Origin of the sequence: Paenibacillus eucommiae (genome assembly GCF_017874215.1) — a bacterium.
In the GTDB taxonomy this organism is placed as follows: Bacteria; Bacillota; Bacilli; order Paenibacillales; family NBRC-103111; genus Paenibacillus_AI; species Paenibacillus_AI eucommiae.
The window spans coordinates 207,699-229,194 of record NZ_JAGGLB010000002.1; the positions used below are offsets into that span (position 1 = coordinate 207,699).

The window sequence follows — 21,496 nt, forward strand, 5'->3', positions numbered from 1 at the left end:
CTCCAGCCGCTGTTAAAGATTTGTTCCCTTGAATGAAATGGATGCAGAGGTGAGAACAAATCTTTAAAGGCGGACGCTACCGCTCTTCCGCCCACAGCCATTCCCTCTTCTCAGCTACAATCGCACGAGTCACACGAACACCAAGCTTAAACGGACAGCCTGCAAGGGTTTTTCTCAAGATTGCAGGAGATTTCCTGGCGGGCTAAGCAGTTGGGGATGAAGAACGTGTGAAGCTAGGGAGGATCTGATGCTTTAACGATGGTTTTCATCGTTAAAAGCACCAAGTCCTCTCCACATCCTTATTTTAACAATGAAAAACATCGTTAAAATCCCCTTTTACCCATCAACAGAGGCCCCCCTCCCCTTTAGTGATGAAAATCATCATTAAAGTGACTGAGTGACCTGGAAACCTTCCTTTAACGATCAAAAACATCGTTAAGTCAAGCACCCCACACAAGGTGGGCAAATTATCCCTTACTGCTTTCCTTTGCATCCTGCATATGGATCACCAGATCATGGGATTCTACACTCGTAATTTGATTATCTGCATCTACAAAAACTACGCTTGGCTTCAGTTCTCCTAACTCCTCCTCATGAAACAAGCCCATACTCAAAATGATGACCAAATCGCCTGGTTCAAATAACAAAGCTGGAGGCCCATTCAAGCAGAGCTTCCCACTTCCTTCAGGAGCGGCTATCGCGTACGTTTTCCATCTTGCAGCATTTCGCAAATTAGTTATTTGAACCATCTCGTAGGGATGAATCTTCGCCTGCTGCATGATCTTCGCATCTATAGTTACACTGCCCACATATTCCAGTCTTGCTTCAGTTACTGTAGCCCTATGAATCTTCCCCTTGCACATCCATCTTTGCATGTTCAATAATCTCCTCCTCAATCTTTGTTACCCCAATACAATTACCAACATACTATGAGGCAAATGGCTATTGTTTCCACTCCAACAGGTGATTCCTACCAAAAAAATTGTCTTCATTGGGCTAAAGCCGTACCGAAAAGAAGTGCGACTGTGTATCGTAATCCAATAGACGAATAAACGAATAACATAGCTGTTGGAGTTGGCTATTCAAATCTGGAGGGCGATTATGCAAAAATTTGCACTTATCTGCTTGCGCTGCGGTAAATATGAGCCATTTGCTATCAAAGGGCGGTGTGCTTGTGGCGGAACCATGCTTGTCGATTATGATTTGGAACTCATATCCAGAACGATAGGTAAAGAAATGCTTCCCGCTCGCGTTTCCTCTATGTGGCGATATAAAGAACTTCTTCCTGTAACCTCACAGGATTCGATTGTTTCCTTGGGGGAAGGCTGGACACCGCTCATCCGGATGCCAGCGCTGGAACGAGATTTGGAGCTTGACTGTATTTGGTTGAAGCGGGAGGAACAGAACCCTACTGGCAGCTTTAAAGCCAGAGGCTTTTCCACGGCCATCTCGGTACTCAAGGAGCATGGCTTCCTTAAGCCTGCCGTACCCTCTAACGGGAACGCAGCTTCCGCTTTGGCCGCCTATGCTGCCTATGCCAACATGCATGCACTTGTAATAGTACCATCGGACTGTCCAGGCGTAATTACTAATGAGTGTCTTCGTTATGGAGCTGCTGTTTTTAGAGTCAAAGGATACATCCACGATGCTGCGAACATTATTGAGGAAGGCAAAGCCGAGCAAGGCTGGCTCCATGTCGGTACATTAAGAGAACCTGGCAGAGTCGAAGGAAAGAAAACAATGGGGCTGGAGCTTGCGGAGCAGCTGCTATGGGAACTTCCTGATGTGATCGTGTATCCGACCGGAGGAGGCTCGGGCATCATCGGGTTGTGGAAAGCTTTTCGCGAATTGAAGCAGTTGAAGTGGGTTAGCGGCAATTTACCCCGCTTTATTAGCGTGCAGGAAGCTGGTTGCCAGCCGATTGTTGATTCGCTCCATCAACCAGCTGACGAAGCAGCTCCTCAACCTGAAGTAACTTCCAGCCCAACAGGATTAAGAGTGCCCAATCCCCCCGATCAATCCTTAATTGTCTCGATTATTAAGGAGACGGGCGGGTCTGCCGTTTCAGTCAGTCGGGATCAAATAGCACAAGCTCAGACAAAGCTCGGTTTATGCGGCATCTCTGCTTCACCGGAAGGAGCCGCCACGCTTGCAGGCTTACAACAGGCTTGTGAACGGGGACTTATACACAGACGAGAATCTGTTGTACTCATTAATACCTCCCATGCTGATAAGTATATTGATTATGCAGCCACAGAACATTTGCCAGTTATAGACAGCTATCAAGAGCTTAAAACAATCTTGGCACAATCACTTTAAACAAGATCACTATTAAAAAAATCACTTTAAATCTGAGATAAAGGGAAGCTGTGTACATGACAAAACCCATTATAGGCATCTTGGTTTATCGTAAAGGGTATCATTTCTTTGAACCCCGTTATTTTCGGGATTTAATTCGCGAAGGAACTGCATTAGGCGCACAAGTCTTCTTATTCTCTTACAGAGATTTCGATGAACACCGCAGACAAGTCGTTGGTTATATTCCTGCAGGAAATACAACCTGGCAATCCAAGATCTTCCCTTGGCCGGATGTGGTCATCGACCGCACTCGAAAGCTCGAGCCAGCGTTTAGAGCAATGCGGCGAAGAAAAAATTTATTTATATATGCAAATCATAAATTCACCTGCAAATCAAGAGCCACAAAGCGCTTTGAGCAGGATGAAACCGTGAAGCGATGGATTCCTCAAACTATGAGCTACACCGCAAATAATCTCCGTACGATGCTAAGCAAGCATCGATTGCTGTATGTGAAGCCAAGTAATGGCACTGGCGGGCAAGGAGTTCTGAAGATAACTAAAGGTCCGACTGGTTACAATCTGTTGGCCAGAGAAAGGGGGACTAAGCTTCGACAATTCAATGTCTCCTCCGAGTCCGCACTAGTCAGCACTTTGCAAAACTGGACGAAGACACAACGAGTTCGCTCAGGATCTTTTATGCTGCAGCAGGGCATCGATACCGAACTCATACCTAATCGCGTTGTGGATGCAAGAGTTCTTGTGCAAAAAGACGGAAGCGGTGCATGGAAGCTAACAGGCATTGCTTTTCGGGTCGGGGGTAAGTATAGTCCTACGACAAATCTGCTGTATGGAGACGGAAAGGCACTGCGCTGCAGGCCTTTTCTCAGGAAACGCTTCGGCGAGCAGAAAGCCAATCAAATTATCGAGGAATGTACCACTATGGCCAAGGGAATTGTAGCCAGCATTGAAAAGCACCATGGCTCTATGCTGGAATTCGGACTCGATGTAGGCATTGACGTTCAAGGCCGCGTGTGGCTCTTGGAAGCCAATCCCAAACCTAGCCGAGATGTGTTTCTCAAAACCGGGGAAAATGAGGTTTACAAAAAGTCGCTGCAACGGCCAATACAATATGCCATGTATATAGCTCAGAAGAAAAACAAACGCATAGATCATCAAGGACATCGCGGCACAGCTCCTAACACAAAAACACTCCCTGATGACCATGCTCCAAATGATACGAATAACCGCAACCAGCTTGATGAAAATAGATGAAAAATAGATGAAAAATAACTGAAACCTTTAGACATATCTCAACAAACTGAATAAAGCAGCATGAAGGCAGGTAAAACTGACCCTTCATGCTGCTTAGATATGCGCTCTTATGCTTTATGCTTTATGTTTTATGCTTTATCCTTGCACAGGCTAGTAATTCTCACGTATCCAATTCAAGCTATTTTCAACACTGGTTAACGGCGGTTTCTGACAAGTGTCCTGCTCAACAATCAGCCATTCCACACCTGCTTGTTCAGCAGCAGCAATAACCTTAGTTAATGGCACATCACCAAGTCCAAGCTCCAGGGTTACGATATTTTGCGCTTCATCCTTCGTGAAATCTTTAAAATGCAGCAGCGGCAACCTCCCTGCGTATTTAGAAATATAGGCGAGCGGGTCCTCCCCGGCAAATTGAATCCAGCAAACGTCCAGCTCAACTTGCAAGGCTTCTGGGCTTGTGGATGAGTAGAGAGCATCAAAGGCATAAGCATCTCCAACATTCACTTCAAATTCAAATGCGTGATTGTGATACAGGAACTGCAGCCCCTGCTTGCTCACCTCTTCTCCAATCCTACCAAGCTCGACAAATATACGTTTCCAAGACTCCGCATCGCTTCTTTCGTCTGAAAATATGCCAGGGCAAATTAAATATTTCCCTCCGAGAGTTTTTAAATAATCGATCTCGCCCTGGAGATTACTCCGCAATCTCTCTATACTGACATGGCTGCCTATAGTCTCTAAACCCAGCTCGTCCAGAAGCAGCTTCAAAGCTTCTGCTTCTCTGCCAAAATATCCTGCAAACTCAAGGCCTTTATAACCAATCCCAGCCACCTTGCGCAAAGTTCCTTCCATATCTGCAGCCATTTCATCTCTTAATGTGTAAAGCTGAACACCAATTCCCAAACGTGACATCCAAGTTCCCCATTTCTTTGATGTTAATTACAATATCGCAGGTTCGATACTTATCTCTATTGTAATAGACATTAGCGTATACTGCATATAAACGATATAATTATAACATCTCTTATTCTGCTACAATTGGGTGATAACATGGAAATCGAGCTGCTTACCTGTGCATATTCTCACCATATGGAACGATTTATTACGAGTTATAAGTCCGGTCTGCCTTCCTTTCTCTTTCGGCTGCAAACAGAAGGCTATTGTGAAGCGCTTGTGGAAGGATCCATGCGGGCCATAGAACCCGGTGATCTGCTGCTCTATCAACCGGGGGAAGCATATGAGCTATTGGTGGAGGCAAGAAAAGATCAGCCAGATGCCAAGATCATCAGCAGTGACTATTACTTATTTTGCCAAGGCTCTTGGATTGAATCCTGGTGGGGGCGTTCCAATAAATCGACCTGCACGCAAATAGATCCACCAGAAAGCTTAATCTTTCTTTGGCGGCAATTAATTCTTGAAAAACGCAGAATGGAAGAAGCTGATCAAGAGTTAACGGGATATTTATTAAGGGCTTTGTGCCTTCAATTAGAACGCGCCGCTACAGAAACAGTGTCCCTGCATGGACGTTCGTTTACCGGGCTAAGAATGAAACGTTTTATAGAAGCCCAGGCTACTAGCACCTTCAAAGTTGAAGATGTAGCTGAACATGTCGGACTTAGTACATCTCGCGCGATCCATTTATTCAAGGAATATTTCGGAAAGACTATGATTCAATATTCTCATGAAGTAAGACTTTCCAGTGCTATAGAGCGAATGCACTACAGTACGATGACTTTAGAACAAATCGCCGAGAGCAGCGGCTTTGGCAGCTACCCTTATTTTCATAGAGTGTTCAAAGACAAATTTGGAATAACACCAAGCCTTTATCGGCAGCAGGCTGATACCCGCTGACTTTTCTCAAGACTGCCTGACTATGGACTTGTTAGAATTTCTTTTACCCTGCCCACTTGCCCGTCCATAAGCCTGACTTTGATGCCATGAGGATGCTGAGGGGAGTTGGTTAAAATATCCTTCACTATACCATCGGTTAATTTACCGCTTCTCTGATCTTGCTTAAGTACAATCCTTACTGTGATACCAGGTTTTACGTCTTTCCTGTTTTGACCATTCATCAGTTGTTTGCTCTCTCATTTCTCTGGATGATTTAGGGTTTCCAATCTTTAGTATAACCCAAAGGGTCATATAGGTGCCATTCATCCTCCTGTTTCCTCTTCCATCCGGGAGCAGGGTGATATTTCCATACATATATTCCGGTAGATAGCTCCATACTTTTCATTAGATATTCTCACCACAATTGGAGGCTCTTATGAAAAAGTTATGGATGTTATCACTTCTGCTGCTCTTGTGCAGCGGCTGCAGCGGTACCAATCGATTCCAGCCCTCTATAAAGCCATCCCCTATAATAACCTCTAACATCAGGCAGCAAGCTGCTGATACGACCTCTCCTGTTCCTACAAACCATACACCTGACCTGGCAAGCGGCAAAGAGCTCGATGTTCGAACTCCAAACGCCTTAACTTTAACTGATCTGCGTCAAAAATATCGTACTTATTTTATTTTTAATGGTCCGGCGGATAAAAGGCAGGTCGCCTTATCCTTTGATGATGGTCCGGACGACATCTACACCCCCAAAATACTGGACGTTCTAAATAAATATGGAGTCAAAGCAACCTTTTTTCTTATCGGCAATCGCGCTGAAGCCTACCCTGAACTGGTGAAACGGATAGCCAAAGAAGGCCATGTCATAGCAAACCACAGCTACAACCATCCGAACTTGCCTAAGATAACAGATGCCGAGTTCCAGGATCAGGTGCTCCGAACCGTGAATATCCTGCATCAATTGGTCGGCTATGTCCCTAAGCTATTTCGTCCTCCCTACGGGAACATTAACAGTGAACAAATTGAATGGATGGCCAGTCAACAATTATTTGTTGTGAATTGGAACGTAGATTCCCTGGACTGGAAAAACCTGAATGCCGACCAGGTATATGCGAACATTATGGGTGACGTGCAGCCCGGCTCCATTATTCTTCAACATTCAGCTGGAGGCACTGGCGAGGATTTAAGTGGAACTGTAGAAGCTCTTCCGCGTATTATTGAAAAACTGCAAGCTGACGGAGTCAAGCTGGTTACGATCCCGGAGCTGCTCGGCATGACAAGCACAAATAAATAATTCTACGAATGAGATTATTTTTTTGAAAAAGTGGTTAATAGATAATAAGTTATTAATGGAAAAGAAAAAAGTTAAAATGAACCAGTCTTGCCTTGCTAGCGTCTTATTAGTGACTAGCTAGTGAAAATTAGGTAGAAAATGTGTAAATGTAGTCATATTGTAAGATAAATTTAAGGTTATATTAATAATTATCATTTATTCTTTTAGTATATCCAAAAATAGGATGGTGTTAATCATGAGAATTTTCATTACAGTTCAAAACAAATCAGTCCCTGTCTTCTCAGATGAAAAAAATAAAAAGAAATTAAATTTACTAAAGTCAGCACTTGAATCCAAGGTCGTCAAAGGACGCAAAGCGATCAAACAATGCCTTGACTCTCTAATCAGCATTGAAATTGTTGGCTGCGAAGCTATTTTACATTCCTATAATGAGAGAGATTCCCTTGCATTGTCACTTTACTAATAGTTTTCATAAAAAGGTATAAACGGAGCTGGATATTTCCAGAGCTCCGTTTTTGCTATTTTCTTTTTTTTCTTTTAAAATGTGACCTATAATAGTAAAATATGACTTATGTAAGCTATTAAATTTCAGAAGGGAGCTGCCGGTCATCAAAATTGTTATAGCACCAGATTCATTTAAAGGCAGTATTAGCGCATGTGAAGCGACGATCGCTATAGATAAAGGAATTCGCAAAGTAGTGCCCCACGCCAACACGATTCTTGTTCCTGTAGCTGATGGAGGTGAAGGAACGACGGACAGCCTGGTGGCTGCAACGGGTGGTCATCTGGTCGATGTTACAGTCACAGGACCGCTAGGTGAAGCTGTTCAAGCTCAATACGGGGTATTGGGAGATGGGCAAACCTGTGTGATTGAAATGGCCAGCGCATCCGGACTTATTCTGGTACCCGCCGAGCTGCGAAATCCTCTGGTAACTACTACATTCGGAACGGGGCAGCTTATTTCACATGCACTTGGCAGCGGCTTCCGCCGGTATCTGTTCGCTATTGGCGGCAGTGCTACGAATGATGGCGGCATCGGCATGCTGCAAGCGCTTGGTTTGAGCCTGACAGACAGCTCCGGGCAAAGCATTGGCTTCGGCGGAGGTGAGCTTTCCCGAATTGCCGCTATCGATGATGCGGCGTGGGATACCCGAATAAGCGAGTGCCAATTCACAATCGCCTCGGATGTCCAGAATCCTCTGGTAGGTAAAGAGGGTGCTTCTTATGTATTTGGACCGCAGAAGGGTGCTACATCTGAAATGGTTGAAATGCTTGATGCGGGGATGCACAATTGGGCAGATCGAATCGCCGAGAAAACAGGTAAGCGGCTGCACGATTCGGCGAGCGCCGGTGCGGCAGGAGGACTGGGAGCAGCCTTTCAAGCTTTCTTTCCTTCTATTGAAACAAGACGTGGTATAGATATCGTTATAGAACTGACACAGCTGCGTGAGCACCTGCAGGGAGCAGATTTAGTCATTACAGGCGAAGGAAGAATCGATGAACAGACAGCTTCCGGCAAAACACCAATGGGCATTGCCCAAGAAGCACAGAAGCTAGGAATTCCCGTAGTCGTTCTTGCAGGGTCCGTAGGTAAAGGAATTGAATCCCTGTATCCTGTTGGTGTCACAAGTATACACAGCATCATGAACGCTCCTATGTCGCTGCAGGAGGCTATGCTTAACGCGGCGGAGCTTCTGCAGGATAAGGCAGAGCAAGTCGTTCGAACCTTCCTCGCACGTTAGGTGAGGCTTTGAAGCTTATGGCAAAGCTTCCATTCAGGCTATAGAAGCTTTTTGCGAGACTTTTGAGGCTTTTGAGGCTTTTGAAGCTTTTGATGAAGCTTTTGACGAAACTTTCGAACATTTTTGCATGTGAAAACGATTCAGGCTGCCTTGAAATAATAATTGAAGTGCATCTGAATGTTGGAAGTCTCCAGGAGTTGTCAAGACTGAAGGTTTGCCAACCAAATTCATGCCGTTCTGTTCAAATACAGAGGCGACAAATTGCGAACAAAAGAATGCATGCTTTCGCTCCCATTTGAAATTAAATAAGATGCCGAACAAACCGAGCATATTGTATTTATATTTCTGTTTGTTTTCTTCAATGTTTTTCACATGTGCATACATTTGCTCATATTGACTGGATTCAACGGTGCAGCTGTAGAGTGCGCATGTCGCTTTTGTAAATAAACTGCCTTCCATGTTTTCCCTTACAAAGCCTGCGACAAAAGGGTTAACAGGATTTTTCCGGCCAAAGCTGTAGGTTTCACTTAATTCCTGGTTAAATGAAATCGAAGCATGATTCATAGGAGATTTTGTAACCAGCTTTATAAGCTTGGTAAACAACGTTCCCGTATCCGTTAACAGAATGTAAATTTTTTTCTCATTTGACATGATCTCAACCGCCCGTTTCAAGAGAGTATATGTATATTTTATTTCATATCCATAGCTCTCAAAACGGACTTGCGGTGGGATCTGTACTGGACTTTAGTCGTAGCTTTAACAGAACCACCCCTGTTTGCTGGCAGGGAAAAAAACAAATAGAAAGCGGTGCAGGATGAGAACTGAAAATCAAATCAAAAGAAAAATAAATGAGCTTAAGCTCCAGAAGCAGTCCATAGCCTCACAGCTGGAGCAAGCTCTTGACAATGAGCAGTCGAGTATAGAAACGATTAAATCTTTGACAGCCAAAGCTGAACTACTGGATGACTCCATCTCAATGCTTGAATGGGTGATCGAAGCTCCGACTGGAAGCTATCATGTGTAGGGCGGCTATTTATAGTCACCCAAACCGTACTTAACTTGATAGCGTCTTAAAATTCGAATCCAGGCAGCTCCAAATAGTAAGAGAAACACAGCATTGCAAAGCGCATGGGCAAGGTCGAAATAAAAGCTAGCCGCATAAGTTGCAAGTATTGTGGTCCAGCTGATTTCTGACAAATATCCTAGTACATACGTAAGGTTCATAATCCAACCGAATATAAATCCCCAAACTATACCAAATACTACCCTTCCCCATTTCCTCTGCATCACAAAAGTCCGCTGCAATAAGCCTGCCGTAAATCCCATCATCCCCCATCCGAACATTTGCCAAGGGGTCCATGGCCCCTGTCCAAAAAACATATTCGATACGAGCGCTGCTGTTGCCCCTATCAAGAAACCTGCCTCTGAACCAAAAACAATGGCGGACACAATAATCACAAAAGATGTCGGCTGAACACTCGGAAGCGATGCAAAGGGAACCCGGCTTGCTGCAGCCAAGGCTGCCAAGCTGGCTATGAGTACAAGCTCACGAGTATTGGCTGGTCTCCGCTCCAAGCGGATATAGAATGGAATCATTGCTGCCCCAATCAAAACTACACTAATTAACAAGTAGTGCTCAGACAGAGCCGCGGATACCGAAGCAGCCAAACCAAGGGCAAAGAGCAGCGAAACACCAGTAACTAAGAGCCATTTATATCGCATAATTCTAAAATATCCTCCACTCGTACCGCTTGCGGGTACCAATCTCTGGCCAGACGATTAATCGCCGTCGTGTAGAAGTAATTTTCACTGAAAAATTCAGCTGGAGCTGTATCTGCAACAATTTTCCCGTCAAACATCATAGCACAACGATTCACATATGCAGCAGCAAATTCAATATCGTGACTTACCATTAAGATAGATACTCCCTTGCGCCTCTCGACGGCTAACAACTCGGCCAAAACCAGTTTAGCTTCAGGATCAAGACCTTTAGTAGGTTCATCCAGAAAAAGAATTCTCGGCTGAGTCATCAGCATGCAGGCCAGAGCGAGCTTTTGTTTCTCTCCGCCACTTATATCGTAGGGATGATGCTCCTGTAAGCGGTCAAAGCCGAATAAGGCGCTAACTGCAGGCAAATCTACAGAAAATCCCAGCTCCTTGGCACGAGCAGCGGCAAAGCTCAACTCTTCCCTTACCGTTTCGTTCAGAAAATGAAACAATGGATTTTGGGCCAGATAGCCCAGCTTCGCATAGCGCAGCTTTTCATTTATACTTTTTAATGGAGCTCCGAAAGCATGTATACTGCCTCTCAGAGGTTTCAGCAAACCACAAGCAATTTGTAAAAACGTTGTTTTGCCACTGCCATTAGCACCAAATAAAGCTACGAAATCTCCTTCGCGAATTTCCAGCGAGACCTGCTTAAGCACAGCTTCCGAGTTCTTTTCGTATTGAAAAGCTACGTCCTTGACCTTGAGCACGACCTCACTTGGCCCTTTAGACATCCGCTCACTTGAAAGTTCACTTGATAGTTCACTTTTAAGTCCAATCGACAGCCCACTCGACAACTCATTTGAAATATGCCGTGTGTTCTGTTGAATTCCGGATTGTCTCCCCATCCATTTTTCTAAAAAGGGCTTTGCCTGCTTCACTGTTTTGGGAAGCTCCCCTTCGAGCCCAAGTGCCATGAACAAGCGGGTTGGAGCAGGCAAATAACGTTCCACATAGTTCCGGTTATGTTGAATTAATTCATCCGGATTACCCTGAGCAACAATTTCCCCGCCCTCCATCATCCAAATCCGGTCTGCAATCGGCCAAATCTCTTCCAGACGATGCTCTGTCATAAGGACCGTTATGCCATAATCCTGATTAATACGGTAAACTAGCTGAATAAATTCTTTCGCCGCAATAGGATCAAGCTGTGCCGTTGGCTCATCCAGCAATAGTATTCTTGGATGCAGTGCAAGCACAGAAGCCAGATTAATAAGCTGCTGTTGGCCTCCCGACAGGTCCATGGTTGATTTCGTCAGCAAAGGCTCCAAATTGAAAAATTGGGCAATTTCGGCCAGCCTTTTTCGCATTACGAGCGGCGGAAGTCCGACATTTTCCATGGAGAAGTACAGCTCCTCCATCACTCTGTCCAGGACCATCTGGCTCTCTGGATTTTGCATGACCATGCCAATCTGTGCCGATAGTTCCAGCAAGGAAACATCAGCTAGCAGTGCACCACTATAATGTATGCTGCCCTTCTTCTCTCCTGCCGTCAGCAGCTCCGGCTTAAGAAGCTTCAATAGCGTCGATTTTCCGCTGCCGGAAGGACCGCAAATAACGATAAATTCACCCGCTTGTACGCTGATCGACACATCGTTAATCGCAGGCAACGGCTGCTGCGGGTAGGTGAAGCTGACATCCTTTAATTCGAGCTGCGCCATTTCCATAGATCAACTCCCTCCATCAACAGCGGTATAGTAAAGTAAATAAAGAAGCAGCCATAAATCGCCCATTCCAGATAAGAAAGGCTCATTGTACCAGAAAGTCTGGGATAAACCTCAAAACGGGCTAATCCAAAAAACCAGCCTGATAAGCATCCTAAACCTGCAAGCACCACGATCAAGGTGAAGAACAAGTCCTGCTTTTTCCATGTATATGGCCAGAACTGTGTTCTCACTCCACTACCATAACCTCTTGCTTTCATGGAATCTGCCGTTTGCAGCCCTTCTTCAAGCGTCCAGGTCAGCACAAGCTGAACAAATTTCATTCCATCATTCAGACGTTTCCGCAAACTGCCCTCCAGCACATTGACCCCTTTGGTCCGCTGCACAACAGCAATTTGCCTGAACCGCTTCGTCAACAGCGGAAAACTGCGCAAAGCCATGGATAGCAGGAGTGCCCCCTTCGGTGAGACCGAGCCAAACAAATGCAAGATTTTGTCTGAGCTGAACACATGCTGAATCGAGACAAACCATGATAGAACCGCAAATAATGTAAACGCCGAGAAAACTCCATAAATGACAGCCTCAAGCGTAATTGGCTGGTCCCAAAAGTAAAACAAAATATGCGCCCCTCTATGCGACAGCAGCGGATTGATAAGCAAGGTAACCAGACTCATGATAATAAAAAATAAAAAGAGCTTCCGCTTGGCTCTCAACGAGCCCTGCACAGCATTCAGTAAAAGGCTCGCAGCAGCAGAGGTTAATAGAAACCATGGATGCTGGAAAAGAAAACAAAAAGCAACAGCACCCGTATAGTAGAAAAAGCACGGAATAGGATGAATATGGCGAAGAGTCAAATTCATGGCTTGGCTCCAACATCCTTACCCAGATCCAGTGTGTACAGCCAGTCCACGACATCGCCGGGCTTCACTTCATACACGCCTGCTCCTTTATCAGAGAAAACTCCATTCACTCTGAACAGCCACCCGCTCTTCGCACCTTTATCGTATTCATATAAATTATCTATGCCCTTCACATAGCTGGCAGCCCCGCGACCGGTAAATTCCATTTGAATTTTCTTCTCTCGCGTCAGCTTTTGCAGCAGACTGATTACACTGATCTCATCATCTATAGCAAGCTCAGCAGCATCCAGAATAACTCCGTGCTCCTCATCGCCTTTAATGGACAGGGTAACTACCTGCTTCTTGTCGTCCGTCTTTTCTGCAGTCTTAGCAGGCTTCGGAGAGGCTGCTGCCTTATCCGCCGCTGGTGGCTTAGTGCTGGCACCCTGTGGTTGAGGACTTGACTTTGGTGGACTTGTTTTTGTTGGACTTGTTTTTATCGGGCTTGAAACAGCTGGACTTGACGCAGCTGGGCTGGACGCCTTCGGACTCGACGATTCACCTGGCGGCACTGCCTGGCTGGTAGGTTGCGGATCCGGTTGATCATCATCACCTGTTTGCCCGTTCTTTGCAGCATCAGGCGATTGTGAGGGTTGAATAGTACTGCTGCTTTTGCCGCTATCATCGGTTCCCGCATTTGCTGCGGGCGAAGAAGGAATGGTTGAAGTAGTCGACTGCTCCTTGTCTATCTTGTTGTCTACACTGCTTGGATTGGAGCTGCTGCAGGCAGATAAGGCAAGAACCGTAAAAATAATAACTGCCACAAGACGGCAAGAGCGGGGCAAAAGCCATTTTGTATACATAACAATCTCCCTCCGAAAAAAGGAAAAAGAGTCAGCTTGCGACTCCTTTTCCAATGCTTTTTTAATGTAAAGCTTCGTAAGCTCTTACTACGACTGCAGCAAGCATCTCACGAGTCACCGGGCTTTGCGGCGCAAAATGTGTATCATCTGTTCCGTTCATAATTCCTGCTTGGACAACAGCTTCCAGCGCATAAACAGAAGTGCTTGCAGCTTTGTTCAAGTCCTTGAATTTACTTGGCTTTGCATCTGATGAAGGAAGCCCCAGGCCTCTTGTCAGCATAAGTGCAAGCTGTTCACGAGTTATCGTTTGATTAGGTGAGAAAATGCCTTTATCCACCCCTTCTACGATACCTTGTTCTTTTACTGTAGTGATATAACCAGCATACCAACTGCCATCCGCTACATCTGTAAAGGAATTATTTGCTTTTTCTGGCACTGGCAGATTGAGAAGGCGAACTAGTGTGGCGGCAACCTCTGCACGAGTCACATACTTGGCAGGTGCATAGCCTTCCTCCCCTACTCCGTTCAGCAAACCAAGCTTGCCAGAAAGTGCAATGTATGGCTTGGCCCAATCGGCTGCCTGATCCCAATCCGCATAAATCGGCAGCGGCTGCTCATAACGTACTACGCTTGGTGCTGCCTCATTTTGATAACCAGTAATAATAGCTGTATAATTTCCGTTTGACAATCCAGCAGGAACGTTCACGCTGCCGTCTTCTTCAGTTACATAGGTTTTACCGCCCAGTTCAACACTAACTCCTGCTGCTGGTGTTACTGCAAGCTTATTGTTGGTCCAGTCCCAGGTTTCCTGAGTCACTTGAATAAGGAAAGGCTCGCCGCTGCGCGGACTCTCGGGAGTAAATGAAACCGAATGAATGAGCTGTGCATTAAACCCATAATAGATTTTCACTTGATCATGGTTGCGCAGTGCATACTCACCCATACCAAGGTCGGGATATACCCATTCCCCATCGCGGTACACAGCGAACATCCAGCCTTCAGTTTCAGTAGCTTTCGTTTCACCAATACCAGACACAAGCTTGCCAAAACTGAATTCCTTGACTTCAAGCGCTATATTATTTTTTGTTGTGAGCTGCTCCAACGCATTTAGCGCATTAGTCGCTGTAACAACGCCACCTAACAGATGCGCCTTGTCTCCCTCAACATCAAGACGAATATTGACATTAGCCGACTCCACCTTGAAGGATTGCTCTGCTTTCACTACAGAAGGTGCAGCGTCTTTCTGATAACCAGTTACTATGGCAGTGATAGGACCCTCTGAAGCTATTCCCTTAAAGAGCGCTTCGCCTTTTTCGTTGGTGTCCTGCTTCTGATCTCCAATTTGTACACTAACCCCCGCAGCTGCTGAGGTCACTTCTTTACTTTGCTCCCAATCCCATGTTGATTTCTCCACATGAACGGTGAAAGGTTGATTAACCTTTGGCTGAGCAGGATTCACTGTAATATTGCGGATGACCTGTGTGGCACCACCGTAATAAACAATGACCTGGTCACCCTTCTGAAGGGCAAAATCTCCCATGCCAACCTGAGGATAAATCCAGTCATTTCCTCTAAGCACACTGAACATCCAGCCATCATTGCCGGAAGCCTTAATATCCTGTACGCCGGAAATGTACTTTCCGTATGCTGAATCGACAACATCCAGCTTCAGGTTCTTTTGCTCAGCCAGTGCTTGTAAGGCTTCCAACGCATTGGATGCTTTTACAGTACCGGAAGAAACTGTGCTTTGTGGACCTTCAACGCGTACCAGCGCTTCTTCTTGCGCTTGAATATGATAGTAAAGCGTGCCTTTTTTGGCAGTAAATAATTGGTAGGCTGTCAAAGCCTGAAGCGCCTGCTCGGTCGACATCTGGTTCGATGCAGCTCCAATAGAATGAGCAAAGCCTCCATCTTTTTGCAGATAAGTGTACAGGTAGTCTACAAGGCCTTTATTTTTTGTGAAGGAAGCGCCTTGCGGGTCCATGCCTAAGCTTGTTAAGGCGATGATAACCTGTGCCGCACTGTCACTGTTTTCCCCCATGTCACTAAAGCCACCGCTTGCTTTTTGCTGTGAAGAAAGCCAAGCAACGGCTTGATCCACTGCTTTTTTCACATCAGGTTGCTTCTCATAGTAAGGGGCAAGCGCCGAAAGCGCCATTGCAGTTACATCTATGCTGCTTGGCTCATCAGCCACATATGCCCAGCCTTTTCCCGCAGCTTGAGATTTAAGCAGCCAACTAATCAGGCTTTCCGCGGTGTTAACCGCTGTTGACGGGATGGTATATTCCCCGCTGTTCAGTGCCAGCAAACCAAAGATCGCACCCATTGTCCCTTTTTTCGTTAAATCGGGATGGTTGTATATTGCTTCGATCAGATTATATCCGCCAAAGCTCGTTGGGTCACCACCAAGTGACTTCACGATCAGCACAGTTCTTTCATAATCAGTTGCACTGTCCAGCTTCCCATTTACTTGCTTGAGCTTGCCTTCCAGAGCATCTAAATAGCCTGCAGGTACACTGCTTCCAGAACGAGCTAGAGCAAATACCGACCAATCGGTAGCGTCTGCTTTCTGTAAATAACCGCTTGCTCCTTCTAACGCCTTTGACAAGCTGGCAGCACTGTCGGCAGATTCTGCCTGAACAACATTTACAGCTCTCGCCAAGCCTACAGATTGAAATACCAATAAGAAGGCTAATACGGTGAGAACAAGTCTCCAATTTCTACTTTTCTTCAAAAACAATTCCACGGCAACTGCTCCTCTTCCCTAAATAAGTTATGAAACGTCCAAACAAAAAAGCACTCCCATTTGGGAATGCTAGACTATGTTAGCGACAATAAATGAAAGGCTAGAGACAAGGTTGACCTTAGACCTCACATCTATCCGTCCGCACACATACCCCTATTCCTCGTAGGTTGAATGTTAAAGAAACAGGCAGGTCTCCTGGCTTATGAGTCATCGCTGCTTCTGCCATCTTCCCGCTGCAGCCGTTAAAGCTTAGGCAGTGATATTCAATCAGAAGTGCTACTCATATACAGTGGCGGGACCGCGCCGGTTAGAACCGGACTTCCCTATTAAGCTGATCACTCAGCACCTGAATCCATTCGATATGATGTTTGTTTGTTCTACATGATGTTATCATTCGATCCCGATTTTGTCTATTGAAAGATGCCTTGTATCAAAAGCGAGATTGACATCAGCAAACCGCAGCGAATCGCAGCTTTAAGTGAGGCTCCCAGCAAGGGCAGGTAGGCCTGCGAAGGATTTTTGTCCTGAAGCTGCTTGTACACCTTATAAACAGGAAGGAAAGTAACCAGTGCGAGAAGCACATATATGGGCATAACTCCTATGATCACACAAACCAGCAAGCTCAAGTAGGCCAGAATAAGCAAAAATTTCGAGATTTGCAGGGCTCTCCGTTCTCCCCATACGACTACCAAAGTAAGCTTACCCGACTCCTTATCCGACTGCCAGTGCAGAAAATGATGATTGAATAAAATTAATGTGGTGAGCAGACCGATCGGCAGAGAAAGCATCAAGGCGCGATAATCGAACTGCAGTGTCTGTACAAAATAAGTACCCATTACCGGGAGAATCCCGAATGATACCAAGATCGCCACCTCACTGTATCCCTTGCCCCGATAGCCGAACTTTAAAGGCGGAGCCACATAGAAGTAAGCGATTAAAGCCCCTATGCCCCCAAAAATAAGCACACCCCATCCTGTATAAAAGCTAAGAATAATTCCGCATATCAGGGCTATCCCCAATAACATCCAGGTCAAAGCGGCGAATATCCGCTCAGTTACGATCCCGTTAGCCAAATATCCGGAGTTCGTACTGATTGTAGAAGCAGTTTCTTTAGCGGCCACGTCCACTCCGTTGCGAAAATCCCATAAATCATTAATCATGTTGGAAAAAAGATGCGCTGCCCCAGCTCCCACGAGCGTGATCACAAACAAAAACGGATGAAAAATACCTTCCCAGGCATAAGCTCCCATAGCACCAAGGATAACCGGGATGATCATAACAGGGATAACCCGAAATCTTGAAGCTTTCATAAATAAATTCAGCTTGTTCATTGTAAGCTCCTTTTTTTATCCTGTCAGATTTTCAATAGATGGTGATGCTCACATAAAACCTTGCTTCTCACGGCGGTATTTCCCCGGTGGGACCCCAACCTGCTTACGGAATACACGAATAAAATAATTGTAATCGGTAAATCCTGCTTGCTCTGCAATAAGCGGAATTGGCGTATTGTTATTCATGAGCAGCCTTTTTACCTCCTCGATCCGTAAAGCCTGCAAGTATTGAAGAGGCGTCATCCCCGTGTAGATTTTCAGGCATCTGGCCAAATAATCAATATTATACTGCAGCTTCTTTTGCATCAATGCAGCGGAAAAAGGCAGGGTTATGTTTTTTTTCAAATAATCTTCAACCAGCTTGCAAATTTGAAATGATCTTGTAGGAATTTGGCTGGCCATAACCAAATCCTGCATCTGGCTAAAAAACTGCAGCTGCAGCGACTGCAATCGCAGCACGTTGGATAGCGTAAATGTGCTATGTACGTGCAGCAGCTCCCTTAGAGTAGGAATGAAAGGAGCCAGATCCGTATGGACAAATTTAGGCAAATACATCATCTGTTCAGAAGGTGCCTCATCACGCTCAGTACCTTTGCGCATCAGAGAAGACCATTGAATTTGTTTGTCGGAAATCAGCGTGGGTGCAGCCGTATGCACAAAATGCATCCAATAGATCTCCGTCTCTTCTTCGCACTTGCGGTACCCCCAATGTGACTTCCCTGGTTCCAGAACAAGCATGTTGCCTGCCCCGATCTCATATTCCTTTCCTTCCTCAGCCATATATAACGTTCCCCGGACAACGATCAGCATATCATACACTTGAAAGTTGCGATGAAAATGGCATTCTCCAGGATGCCACATCCCATGCCCTATCGTAATAAATTGCGGCAAAGGCGGTATATCGAGCTGCAAACATTCCATACTCTCCCTCTACTTCCCTCCCATTTGTATAAAGCTATTATATCAGTCATAGATTAAAGTCGTAAATGTCCTATTTTTATCGTTATTGCTCTATACGTGTCTAGTGCTGTTCGTTATATTGAAAGGGTAGATTTCAAAACCAATATGACAGGAGCTGCAAACATGAGATTCCGCCAAATACATCTAGATTTCCATACTTCCGAAGCTATTCCAGCGATAGGTGCATCCTTCAATAAAGAGCAATTCCAGCAAATGCTTAAGAAGGGGCATGTAGATTCGATCACGATATTTTCCAAGTGTCATCACGGATGGGCGTATCATCCTAGCGAAGCAAATACTATACATCCCGGCTTACAATTCGATTTGCTGGGTGCAATGATTGAGGCTGCACATGAGATTGATGTAAAAACACCGGTATACCTTTCTGCAGGGTTAGATGAGAAGCTCACCTTACAGCATCCCGAGTGGCTGGTGCGTGACAAGCAGGAACAGACATCCTGGGTACAGAGCTTTCTGGATCCTGGCTACCATTTATTTTGCTTGAACTCACCTTATTTAGATGTCCTGCTGAAGCAAATCGAAGAAGTCGTAACGAGCTATGACACAGACGGCATTTTCCTGGATATCGTTGGCGAACGCGCTTGTTACTGCCATACCTGTATGAATGAATTAAGAAGCGAGGGACTAGATCCCAGAGATGATCAAGCTGTATTTGAACAAGCCAAACGTACCTATGCCAAGTATACGCGACGTGTGAATGAACTCGTCCATTCCCTTAGTCCCGGTCTGCCTGTCTTCCACAATGGAGGACATATTAGCCGCGGCCGCAGAGACTTGGCCCAGATGAATTCCCATTTGGAACTGGAGTCTTTGCCTACTGGGGGCTGGGGCTATGACCATTTCCCTTTGTCCGCCCGTTATGCCCAAACGCTAGGCATGCCTTTTCTGGGAATGACCGGGAAGTTCCACACGACATGGGGCGAGTTTGGAGGCTACAAGCATCCGAATGCTTTGCGGTATGAAGCTGCCCTTAGCATCGCCAATGGCGCCAGATGCTCGATTGGCGACCAGATGCACCCAAGCGGGCTGTTGGATGAAGCTACCTACTCGACCATTGGCGCAGCTTATGCTGAGGTTGAGGAAAAAGAAGCTTGGTGCATAGGTGCAACTAATGTTGCTGATGTTGCACTGCTATCCTTAGAGGCTGTAAGAGGAGATAAGCTTGCTTTAACTCATGAGAATCGTGGGGTCAACTCGGATACAGGGGCTATACGCATGCTTTTGGAAGGCAAGCTGCTGTTTGATGTCATCGATATGCAAGCAGATTTCAACGATTATCGCGTACTGATTTTGCCTGATGAGGTGCTGATGTCAGTAGAACTAACGGAAAAGATACAGCAGTTTGTCAGCAATGGCGGTAAGGTACTGGCTACCGGAAGAAGCGGTCTCAACCAGCAAGGGGACGCCTTCGCCATAGATTTAGGAGTATCCTGGATCGGAGAAAATCCTTACAAGCCGGATTATTTCAAGCCACACTTTGAGCTGCGCAATCTCCATCCGGCTGCTTACATTTTCTATGCCGATGGCCAGCAGATTGCTTTAAATGGTGGAACTGAGCTTGGGCACCGGGAAGAACCTTACTTTAATCGGGAAGCGTTCAAGTTCTGCTCCCATCAGCATACACCGAGCTCCGGCAGCATTTCTGGTCCTGGCATGGTCGAAGGGCCGGCAGGGATCTATATCGCCTGGAATGTATTCGATGACTATGCGACAAAAGGCAGCCTGATTCTGAAAGAGGTTGTTTTACACGCACTCGACCGCCTTCTCCCCGGCAAAAGCCTGGCAACAACGCTGCCTGTGCAAGGTATTGTAACCCTTCAGTTCCAAGAGCAGGAGAAAAGATATGTAAACCATTTGCTCTACGCCTCCCCCGTGAAACGCGGAAATGGTGTTGAAGTTATTGAGGATTTAGTTCCGATTCACGATGTGCAGGTTTCATTAAGGCTTCCAGTACCAGCCAAGCGGGTGCTGCTCGCCCCTCAGGGCAGTGAATTGCCGATGCAGCAGGAGAATGGACTGCTCACTTATACCGTTCCAGAAGTGAGTTGTCATCAAATGGTTGTCATTGAAGTGCAGGAATAAGCAGTTCAATGGTCCCGTCTGCTGACTATCTGTAGGAAAAACGCCTTGTAACGTCCTAAGAGGTACGTGTTCGTGACGCTAGCGCTTGGAGGAGGTAAAGGGTATGGGCTCCAGCCACTGTTAAAGATTTGTTCCCTTGAATGGAATGGATGAGAGGGTTGGAACAAATCTTTAAAGGCGGACGCTTCCGATCTTCCGCCCACACCCCTTCCCTCTTCTCAGCTACAATCGTATGAATGGCATGAACACCAAGATCAAACGGACTGCCAGCAAGGGTTTTTCTCTTGGTCGGAGGAGATTTCCCCTCTGGCAAAGGCACTGGGCATGAAGACGGCCCCGCCAGCACGTACAACGGAGCGGATCTGCTACTTTAACGATGTTTTTCATCGTTAACGTGACGGTTTGACCTGGAACACGTACTTTAACGATGAAAAACATCGTTAAGTGAAGCGCACGCTCAAACCCGCACGCCACAAAACAGGACTGATACGAAACTGGACTGCTAGCATGCCTTTGTTTCCTGAACGAAAGGGAGAATGACTATAAGGAATAGGGGGACTTCCTTATTGATTCCATGATTCATATATTTCAATTTTTTGGCACTTTACCGCTGTAAAGCGTTTGAAATTTCTTATCTCTTAATAAAACCAATTTTGTCTGCACGCAGACGAACTGGTTTTTTTCTTATTTTTGATGTATCCTGTGAAGACTTCTGCGAAGACTTTGTTCAAATCCACATAAGCTTGGGAATATTTTCTCGTTTTCTAACATACCAAGCC

19 protein-coding genes and 1 riboswitch are annotated in these 21,496 nt (G+C 45.7%); of the genes, 8 read left to right on the top strand and 11 right to left on the bottom strand.

From position 1 onward, the window contains the following. Positions 1 to 467: 467 nt before the first annotated feature. Entirely contained in the window at positions 468 to 875 is a 408-nt protein-coding gene (gene panD, locus J2Z66_RS03385) for an aspartate 1-decarboxylase (protein WP_209970315.1), read from the bottom strand. A gap of 226 nt (positions 876 to 1,101) precedes the next feature. Here panD and J2Z66_RS03390 point away from each other — a divergent pair, with 226 nt between their 5' ends. Together J2Z66_RS03390 and J2Z66_RS03395 are read left to right on the top strand one after the other, a co-directional pair. Then, positions 1,102 to 2,319, top strand: a complete 1,218-nt coding sequence (locus J2Z66_RS03390; protein WP_209969936.1) for a threonine synthase — start codon at positions 1,102 to 1,104, stop codon at positions 2,317 to 2,319. Positions 2,320 to 2,375: 56 nt separating this feature from the next. Next, the gene (locus J2Z66_RS03395) at positions 2,376 to 3,569 is read left to right on the top strand and encodes a YheC/YheD family endospore coat-associated protein (RefSeq protein WP_209969938.1); all 1,194 of its coding nucleotides are present in this window, start codon (positions 2,376 to 2,378) and stop codon (positions 3,567 to 3,569) included. A gap of 150 nt (positions 3,570 to 3,719) precedes the next feature. Here J2Z66_RS03395 and J2Z66_RS03400 read toward each other — a convergent pair whose 3' ends face one another. Continuing rightward, positions 3,720 to 4,481 carry a sugar phosphate isomerase/epimerase family protein gene (locus J2Z66_RS03400; protein WP_209969939.1) on the bottom strand — a complete coding sequence of 254 codons (762 nt, stop codon included), beginning with the start codon at positions 4,479 to 4,481 and terminating at the stop codon, positions 3,720 to 3,722. A gap of 138 nt (positions 4,482 to 4,619) precedes the next feature. On the opposite strand from J2Z66_RS03400, the gene J2Z66_RS03405 reads away from it, so the two are divergent. Continuing rightward, complete coding sequence (locus tag J2Z66_RS03405; protein WP_209969941.1) at positions 4,620 to 5,420, top strand: helix-turn-helix domain-containing protein; 801 nt, start codon at positions 4,620 to 4,622, stop codon at positions 5,418 to 5,420. Between the two features lie 20 nt (positions 5,421 to 5,440). On the opposite strand, the gene J2Z66_RS03410 is transcribed toward J2Z66_RS03405, so the two are convergent. Further along, positions 5,441 to 5,641, bottom strand: a complete 201-nt coding sequence (locus J2Z66_RS03410; protein ID WP_209969942.1) for a YwbE family protein — start codon at positions 5,639 to 5,641, stop codon at positions 5,441 to 5,443. Between the two features lie 194 nt (positions 5,642 to 5,835). On the opposite strand from J2Z66_RS03410, the gene J2Z66_RS03415 reads away from it, so the two are divergent. The 3 genes from J2Z66_RS03415 (at position 5,836) to J2Z66_RS03425 (ending at position 8,444) form a co-directional block, all read left to right on the top strand. Further along, on the top strand, positions 5,836 to 6,702 hold the full coding sequence (locus tag J2Z66_RS03415) for a polysaccharide deacetylase family protein (RefSeq protein ID WP_209969944.1): 867 nt from the start codon (positions 5,836 to 5,838) through the stop codon (positions 6,700 to 6,702). Between the two features lie 235 nt (positions 6,703 to 6,937). After that, positions 6,938 to 7,165: a 3-dehydroquinate dehydratase gene (locus J2Z66_RS03420; RefSeq protein WP_209969945.1), complete on the top strand. Its 228-nt coding sequence runs from the start codon at positions 6,938 to 6,940 to the stop codon at positions 7,163 to 7,165. A gap of 145 nt (positions 7,166 to 7,310) precedes the next feature. Then, positions 7,311 to 8,444 carry a glycerate kinase gene (locus J2Z66_RS03425; protein WP_209970316.1) on the top strand — a complete coding sequence of 378 codons (1,134 nt, stop codon included), beginning with the start codon at positions 7,311 to 7,313 and terminating at the stop codon, positions 8,442 to 8,444. 33 nt (positions 8,445 to 8,477) lie between these two features. Here the strand turns inward: J2Z66_RS03425 and J2Z66_RS03430 are convergent, their stop codons facing one another. Then, positions 8,478 to 9,095: a hypothetical protein gene (locus J2Z66_RS03430; protein ID WP_209969948.1), complete on the bottom strand. Its 618-nt coding sequence runs from the start codon at positions 9,093 to 9,095 to the stop codon at positions 8,478 to 8,480. A gap of 163 nt (positions 9,096 to 9,258) precedes the next feature. On the opposite strand from J2Z66_RS03430, the gene J2Z66_RS03435 reads away from it, so the two are divergent. Beyond that, complete coding sequence (locus J2Z66_RS03435; RefSeq protein ID WP_209969950.1) at positions 9,259 to 9,468, top strand: hypothetical protein; 210 nt, start codon at positions 9,259 to 9,261, stop codon at positions 9,466 to 9,468. Between the two features lie 5 nt (positions 9,469 to 9,473). On the opposite strand, the gene J2Z66_RS03440 is transcribed toward J2Z66_RS03435, so the two are convergent. From J2Z66_RS03440 to J2Z66_RS03470, 7 genes are all read right to left on the bottom strand, one after another. After that, positions 9,474 to 10,088 (bottom strand): ECF transporter S component, encoded by a 615-nt coding sequence (locus J2Z66_RS03440; protein ID WP_376774358.1) that lies wholly within the window; start codon positions 10,086 to 10,088, stop codon positions 9,474 to 9,476. Between the two features lie 56 nt (positions 10,089 to 10,144). Continuing rightward, entirely contained in the window at positions 10,145 to 11,878 is a 1,734-nt protein-coding gene (locus tag J2Z66_RS03445; protein ID WP_209969953.1) for an ABC transporter ATP-binding protein, read from the bottom strand. After that, a complete protein-coding gene (locus J2Z66_RS03450) occupies positions 11,854 to 12,735 on the bottom strand; it encodes an energy-coupling factor transporter transmembrane component T (RefSeq protein ID WP_209969955.1) in 882 nt (293 codons plus the stop codon). The genes J2Z66_RS03445 and J2Z66_RS03450 overlap by 25 nt, the downstream gene beginning before the upstream one ends. Further along, entirely contained in the window at positions 12,732 to 13,577 is an 846-nt protein-coding gene (locus J2Z66_RS03455) for a DUF4430 domain-containing protein (protein WP_209969957.1), read from the bottom strand. The genes J2Z66_RS03450 and J2Z66_RS03455 overlap by 4 nt, the downstream gene beginning before the upstream one ends. A 61-nt stretch (positions 13,578 to 13,638) precedes the next feature. Further along, positions 13,639 to 16,323, bottom strand: a complete 2,685-nt coding sequence (locus J2Z66_RS03460; RefSeq protein WP_209969958.1) for an S-layer homology domain-containing protein — start codon at positions 16,321 to 16,323, stop codon at positions 13,639 to 13,641. A gap of 168 nt (positions 16,324 to 16,491) precedes the next feature. Further along, positions 16,492 to 16,688, bottom strand: a riboswitch (cobalamin riboswitch). A 45-nt stretch (positions 16,689 to 16,733) separates the two neighbouring features. After that, complete coding sequence (locus J2Z66_RS03465; RefSeq protein WP_209969960.1) at positions 16,734 to 17,654, bottom strand: prenyltransferase; 921 nt, start codon at positions 17,652 to 17,654, stop codon at positions 16,734 to 16,736. Between the two features lie 48 nt (positions 17,655 to 17,702). Next, positions 17,703 to 18,566 carry a helix-turn-helix domain-containing protein gene (locus J2Z66_RS03470; RefSeq protein ID WP_209969962.1) on the bottom strand — a complete coding sequence of 288 codons (864 nt, stop codon included), beginning with the start codon at positions 18,564 to 18,566 and terminating at the stop codon, positions 17,703 to 17,705. A gap of 171 nt (positions 18,567 to 18,737) precedes the next feature. Between J2Z66_RS03470 and J2Z66_RS03475 the strand changes: the two genes are divergently transcribed. Then, positions 18,738 to 20,717, top strand: coding sequence for a beta-galactosidase trimerization domain-containing protein (locus tag J2Z66_RS03475; protein WP_209969963.1), 1,980 nt, complete (start codon positions 18,738 to 18,740; stop codon positions 20,715 to 20,717). The last annotated feature ends 779 nt before the right edge of the window (positions 20,718 to 21,496 follow it).